The 7226-nt window shown below is 27.6% G+C and carries 6 protein-coding genes; all 6 read right to left on the reverse strand.

Features of this window, described 5'->3' with window-relative positions:
• Positions 1 to 857: signal protein PDZ (locus BM119_RS18990; protein ID WP_090043279.1), on the reverse strand; the 857-nt coding region annotated here is incomplete at its 3' end.
• A 12-nt stretch (positions 858 to 869) separates the two neighbouring features.
• Entirely contained in the window at positions 870 to 2132 is a 1263-nt protein-coding gene (locus BM119_RS18995; RefSeq protein WP_090043280.1) for a S41 family peptidase, read from the reverse strand.
• A gap of 922 nt (positions 2133 to 3054) precedes the next feature.
• Positions 3055 to 3945: a permease-like cell division protein FtsX gene (ftsX, locus tag BM119_RS19000; protein WP_090043281.1), complete on the reverse strand. Its 891-nt coding sequence runs from the start codon at positions 3943 to 3945 to the stop codon at positions 3055 to 3057.
• A complete protein-coding gene (gene ftsE / locus BM119_RS19005) occupies positions 3935 to 4621 on the reverse strand; it encodes a cell division ATP-binding protein FtsE (protein WP_090043282.1) in 687 nt (228 codons plus the stop codon). The genes ftsX and ftsE overlap by 11 nt, the downstream gene beginning before the upstream one ends.
• 898 nt (positions 4622 to 5519) lie before the next feature.
• Positions 5520 to 6374: a YitT family protein gene (locus BM119_RS19010; RefSeq protein ID WP_090043283.1), complete on the reverse strand. Its 855-nt coding sequence runs from the start codon at positions 6372 to 6374 to the stop codon at positions 5520 to 5522.
• A 653-nt stretch (positions 6375 to 7027) separates the two neighbouring features.
• Positions 7028 to 7226, reverse strand: a 199-nt coding sequence (locus BM119_RS19015; RefSeq protein WP_143087298.1) for an integrase core domain-containing protein, incomplete at its 5' end; no start/stop codon positions are given.

Genomic DNA, 7226 nt, shown 5'->3' on the forward strand with positions numbered 1-7226 from the left:
TTACCGGCTAGTCCAAAATTAGCTATTGGTGTTAAAGCTACCATTATTAACCCATAAACTATATTAAAAACTCCTGATACAAAAACTTTCTTCCTTTTGCTCTCAGTAAATGTAACACTTTTATATCCAATAACACCATACATCGGTAACATCATTGCAATGCTAGTTGCCATAAGTTTCATATTAACATCACCTTTTAATAATGGCCACCACTGAGGTGTATCTATGGACCCACTAGATATTCCTGTAGCACTAGATGTTAATAACATTATAGCTATTGGTATAGGCCAATATCTTTCAAATGCAAACCCACCCACTAACTTCTCATCCTTATAACTAAAAACTGGTATAGCACCTCTGTCTCCATCTATCATTATAAGAAATCCTTCAACTATATGAAGTACTGCTATTAAAACAACCAAAGATGTAACATCTAAAGATATATTTGATATATATATACTCTTTAATATTCCATTGTCCTTAAAGAAATTTATAGCTATAACTAGTAATCCAAGTAAAGCCCCAGAATATGAAAAACAAATCCACCTAGGCTTTATTATCATAAGGAAAAATGAAAACAAAAATATTAATTCTATTCCTGAGTTTTCATGAAACATAACTCCTAAATTACTTAAAACTACACTTCCTATAATTCCTCCAATTATACCTAGAACTAATTGTGATAGTGTTAATTCAAGGGGAGAGACAAATCTCTCTCCCACCATCATCTTTTGCATTAATGTAATTTTTTTGTTTTTTCTATATAAAAACACACACAATAGAAATAATATTAAAGCCATATAAGGGTCACTTATAACCTGCGCCAACGACTTTAGTGTGTATATAGTTAATTCCATTAGCCAAGCCTCCTATTTTATCTTCTCATTAATTGTTTCTAATGCTTTTTTAAATTGAGGGTCATTATCTCTAGTTAACCCTTTATTCTTTAACTCATCTGGTATGCTAATTTCAATATCAGGCGCAATACCCTTTTTGTGTATATTCTCTCCATTTGGAGTATAATATTTTGATATTGTAACCTTAAATCCTGTTCCATCTTTTAAGTCTAGAACTGTTTGAACAATTCCTTTACCAAATGTTGTTGTTCCTATTAACGTACCTGCTTTATAATCTCTAACAACTCCTGCTACAATTTCTGATGCACTAGCTGTATTACCATCAGTTAGAACTACAAGTGGAAGACCAATCGCATTTCCACCCTTAGAGTTATACTCTTTTTTGTTATCAAACTTGTCAACTGTTGATGTTAGGATTTTATCTTTCTCAACAAAATTTGATACAACTTTTATACATTCACTTAATAATCCACCTGGGTTTTCTCTAAGATCTAAAACTAACCCTTTCATGCCCTTTCCTTGCAATTCTTTTAACTTATTATTAAATGCATCTCCAGTATTTTCATCGAACATGTTTATTTGTATATATCCAACATTATTATCAAGCATCTCGCCTTTTACAGAAGTCATAGTGATTGTATCTCTATAAACATCCACATCAAATACACCCTTATCTGTTCTTTCTAGAGTTAAAGTAATCTTTTCTTTAGCTTTGCCATTTTTCATTGTGGCTACAGCTTTTTCTAAATCACTTCCAAGAATATCTTCTCCGTTAATTTTATCTATTACGTCTCCTGATTTTACACCTGCCTTATCTGATGGGGAATTTTCAAAAGCAGCTATTACAACTACCTTATCATTCTTAACTCCAACTTGTAAACCTACACCAACATAACTACCTTCATTTCTTTCACTAAAATCTGAAAACTCCTTTTCATTCATAAACACTGTATATGGGTCATTTAGAGAATTTGTCATTCCTTTTATAGCACCCTCAACCAATTTATTTTCATCAATTTGGCCATCATAAAGTTTATAAATTAGTTCTCTTACTTGAAAAAGTTTCTTAAAATCAGAAACATCTCCTACGCCTTCCATCGCCTTAGTATATTTTGAATTATTAAACCCTAATGTTGGGATTGCTACTGTTGCAACTGTACCTGCATAAAATGACCCAACTCCCACTAACATAACTACTAAAACAGCTATAATTATGTTTAAAATTTTGGTTTTTCTTCTTTTCTTTTCACTAAAGCTTTTTTCTTCATTATCCATGTTTAACACCCTTTCCCATATAAGCATTTATGTCATGATCACCATACAAAATACTTAAAGGGTATAACATCATTTTTATTGTATGGTTCCATGCTCAACTATATTGATTATAAGTTCTATTTTATAAGTGACCTGTACTAGACTGTATAATTTTTATAATAACTTAGCTTCGATATAAATACTAAATTCATAAAAATTTCAAACAAAAGTATTATGTACACTATATTATTTATCTAAATCTATAATATTATTAAATAATATTTCTCACATATTATATTCTTATATTATACTTATAGAATCTCTATTTCAAGTTAATTAAAAATTTATATTATGTGTTTCTATAATAATGTAATACACTTTATTTTGTTTTATCTCAAACTTAAAACAAGTTAATATTATAACATTAAAGTATAATTTTATGCCAATAGTTTGTTGGCTTAGAATCTCTTTATTAAAAAAAATATTATACACCTACTCTTTCTAGCACTCTAATGCTATCGAAATGTAATATTTAATATCCTCCTATAAAAAGCTTTAAAAACTATGGCCAATAAATTATTTTACTATTATTAAAAATCTAATACTATTCTAACTCTTACTATATTATTAGATATTTTTTTTAACCTTTATACTGATAACATATCCATATATATTTTTTAAATTCATAATTGTATCATATAATTTAAGTTTTAACTTAATGCTATATAAAAATACACAACAAAAAAATTCACCTCTGCAAAATACAAAAGTGAATTTTTTATAAATTAAGGCATCTTCAAAAAATAATAGACCAGTCTTCTTGTCTATTTAGTATATTGCTTCATCGTAAAAAGTCACCCATAGCACCACTATGAATGACTTTCAACTCTTTGTCTTATACCAAATATACTTGGAATCTTTGGTATATTATTTTTTTAGATGCTTAAACATCTAAGAATTTTCTTAAAGATATAAAACTTCCCACTGCTCCAACTAATATACCAGCTAATAAGAATTCTGCTAATAAATAGCTCACTATGTATCCTGGTGTTACTAGCTGAGAAGTTATTAATGAGCTTATCATTTTATTAAAGAACATTTTATATGCCCCAAATAAAACTAGATTAGAGAATATTGCTCCTATAACCCCTATAACTACACCTTCTATTATAAATGGCCATCTTATAAACCAGTCTGTAGCCCCAACAAATTTCATTATACCTATTTCCCTACGTCTTGAAAAAACAGTAAGTTTTATTGTATTTCCTATTAAGAATAAAGATACACCTGTTAATATTATAAATATTGCTACTCCAACCCATTTTATAGTGCTAGATATTTTAGCGACCTTATCAACAAGATCTTTTTGATTTCCTATTTCCTCTACTCCCGGCATGTTATTCATTGAATCTTCAACAGTATAAGCTACCTCAGGAGTTTCAATTTTTACTATAAATGAGTTAGGCATTGGGTTTTTATCATTAGTGTAACTATCCAATAATGCTTTATTGTCACCTAATTGATCTTTAAACTTAACTAATGCCTCTCCCTTGCTTTCATAAATAACATCCTTAACCCCTGAAACTTCTCTTAACTTAGTTTCAACACCTCTTTGATCGGAATATGTAATATCATCTTTCAAGAATACAACAACTTCTACCTTAGATTGAACATTATCTACCTGTTTATTTACATTTATAGCAACTAACATAAATACTCCAAAAATAAATAATGTTGCTGCAACTGTAAGAGCAGAAGCTATACTTATAGTTTTATTTCTTCTTAAGCTTTTAAATGCATCACTAATAAAGTTTTTAACAGTATTAATCTTCATAACCGTAACTACCTCTCTCTTCGTCTCTAGATATCTCACCTTGTTCCATAGCAATAACTCTCTTTTGCATATAGTCAACAATTTCTTTAGCGTGAGTTGCCATAACTACAGTAGTACCAGCTCTATTTATATCATCTAATGTCTCCATTATACCTCTTGCTGTTTCTGGATCAAGATTTCCTGTTGGCTCATCAGCTATAAGTATTGCTGGATTATTAACTATAGCTCTAGCTAAAGAAACCCTTTGTTGTTCTCCTCCTGATAATTCATTTGGAAACATCTTATTTTTATCTGAAAGACCAACCATAGCCAAAACTAATGGCACTCTCTTTCTTACCTCCTTAGGAGATGCTTCAACAACTCTCATAGCAAAAGCAACATTCTCATAAACATTCAAACCAGGTATCAATCTGAAATCTTGGAAAACCATCCCTATTTTTCTTCTATAATAAGGTACTTGATTTCTTTTTATAGATACTAAATCCACTCCGTTAACCTCAAGTGTTCCAGATGTTGGATCAACCTCTTTTAAAAGCATCTTTATAAAAGTTGACTTACCAGCTCCACTAGGGCCAACTAAGAAAACAAATTCTCCTTTTTCAATTTTAACATCTACGTTTTTTAAAGCCATGACATTATTATCATAGGTCTTACATACATTTTTAAATTCTATCATTTCTCCAACTCCTTGTAAAAATATTTATTCTTTAGCTACCAACCATAATTCCCTTCTATACATAACAGTAACGTTCTTTAATAAAACAAACTTTTCTTTTTTCTACTGTCATGTCACTTTTGATATGATACCTAATACTCTTCCAGGTAAGTTTTTCCGCACTTAATATGTAAAGTATTTTTAAAGCTATACTGAAAGATAAGAATAACTTAATCTATAATGAAATATATAACTTAAACTCTATTTCAAAGTGATTTATAATTTGTCTAATCTTAGTTTATTACTTTTATAATTATATCATAACATAAATATATTTGTAGATTTATTTTGATAGTTAAAGAAATGTTAAAGGCTTCTCTGTATAATTTACAATACTTGAAATTTTGTTATTAGTTTTTACTCTTTACATCTATATTATAAATGATACAAACAATATTTAGTAAGATTTTCAATGATATTCACTTAAATGTTACATTAAATTTAATTATTTATAAACAAATTATACATAACACTTCAAAATAACCCACTTTTTTCTTGTTATCACTAACAAATTAGCTCTAAACTATATTAGGTCTATCTTATTTTTTATATTAAATAAGCGCTTTTGTAAAGTATTTTCTTTAAACTATAATATTTAATTTATATAAACTTTACTATATACAATGAAATAAATAAAGATGTAAAAATAAACAAATTTAAATTTCACATCTTTATTAAAACCTATTTAGTTATATAATTTATAATTTCAAATGTATTTAACCCATAATTTTTTTATACGGAATCCTATCCTGCAATGATTATATATTTACTCTAACCTTAATGTTATCATATGTTAAAATTTTACATTTATATCTTAAAGTTCCATCAATATGATTAACCTTTCAAACTACGAACCATTTTATAAAGACATACTGCTAAATCCTTGTCCAAAAACTTCATGTGCCTCTGTAACCGTTATAAAAGCCTTAGGATCAACCTCCTTAATATATGTTTTTAAATTCATAAACTGTTTTCTACTTAATACACAATAAAGTATATCTGCATTTATTCCACTATAAGCACCTTTCCCCGCTATGACAGTGCAACCTCTATCTAAATTTTTCATTATATATTTACTTATAGTATCACTTTCATTACTTAAAATCATAATTTGCTTACAATTATTAAATCCATTTATAACCTTATCTATTATAGTACCATTTAGAGCTATTATTATTATTGCATACATGGCTTTATCTAATCCAAATCTTAACGCTCCTAATATAGTTACAATAGCATCTATTATAAGCATACATTTACCAATATCTATCTTTGCATATTTGTTTAGAATCTTAGCTATTATATCTGTTCCACCTGATGATGCATTTTGACTAAACACAAGAGCTAACCCCGTACCTGTTAAACAAGGTGCTATTATAGCTGTTAACATTAAATCCCCTGTTATAGGTCCTGGGTGAATAGTGTTTTGTATAACCCACATAAGTCCTGATAACCCAAGAGATGCATAAATTGTCTTTAATCCAAAATCTCCACCAATAATTTTAAATCCAATAACAATTAAAAAAGCATTTATTATTAAGGAAAATACTTCAACTGATATTGTTGGAATAAAACTATTTAAAACAACGCAAAGTCCTGTTATTCCTCCCGCTGCTATTTCATTAGGAATAAGAAAAAACTCTGCTGATATTGCTATCAAACATATTCCTATTGTCATAACAACGTATTGTCTAAGTGTATTCTTTTTAGTCATTACTAAACCCTCTCCTTTTGTTTTAAAAATCCTTACATTATTATAATTGAAATAATTTTCAATTTAAACACTATTTTAAAAATATATGAAATTCAATGTATTTAAACATTTGTTTTCATATTAATATATTTTTACAATGTAATTTTTAACATTTTACCCTTTAATGTGATAAATTTCAGAATGTATTTTAAATAATCTTATATAAATTTAATTTCTTTATTAAGTTTTTAAAAGATTATTTTTTAATATATCTATAGTGTCATAAATTTATACATATGCTATAATATGTATAATTCAATTGATTAAAATATTCTGTTAATTGTGTTTATTTAACAGGCCCAATCGTAGCTGAATATACAATATGTATTTCATTTTAAAAACGATTAAACCTAACTATTATTCAACCTAAAATGAAAAGTTTTTATTTATTTTTTTCATTTATTACTTATTAAGTATAATTCAATGTATTTATATATATATCAATAGCTTTAGAAATTACTAGAATCTGTTAAGCTGATATGAAAAAATAGCTTAATATTTCATAGAATTGCTCGTTCTTTGAAAATTATATAAGTTTGGATAGTTTATTGTATGGTAAACAAACCTGCAATAAACGTAATTTTTGCAGGTTAATCAAAGATATTAATTTTATATTAAGCCGCTGAAAACCAAGAGTTTTTATCTGAGCTATCGCTAGCGAAGCCAGCAACTTCTGCTGGAGTACAGTTATTTAATGAACCATGTGGTCTAATAAAGTTATAGTGAAATACAAATAAGTATATTAAATTATTTGCTTTTTCAAAAGAATTAAAGCCTTTTTTAGCTTTATACCACGCTTTAAATGTTTTGTTA

The organism is Clostridium frigidicarnis (assembly GCF_900111985.1).
Taxonomy (GTDB): Bacteria; Bacillota; Clostridia; order Clostridiales; family Clostridiaceae; genus Clostridium_Z; species Clostridium_Z frigidicarnis.

What these genes read in the sequence shown, in the direction of transcription:
- ftsX (WP_090043281.1), bottom strand. Translation starts at nt 3,945, where the DNA reads ATGAAGATTAATACTGTTAAAAACTTTATTAGTGATGCATTTAAAAGC.
- BM119_RS18995 (WP_090043280.1), bottom strand. Translation starts at nt 2,132, where the DNA reads ATGGATAATGAAGAAAAAAGCTTTAGTGAAAAGAAAAGAAGAAAAACC.
- ftsE (WP_090043282.1), bottom strand. Translation starts at nt 4,621, where the DNA reads ATGATAGAATTTAAAAATGTATGTAAGACCTATGATAATAATGTCATG.
- BM119_RS19010 (WP_090043283.1), bottom strand. Translation starts at nt 6,374, where the DNA reads ATGACTAAAAAGAATACACTTAGACAATACGTTGTTATGACAATAGGA.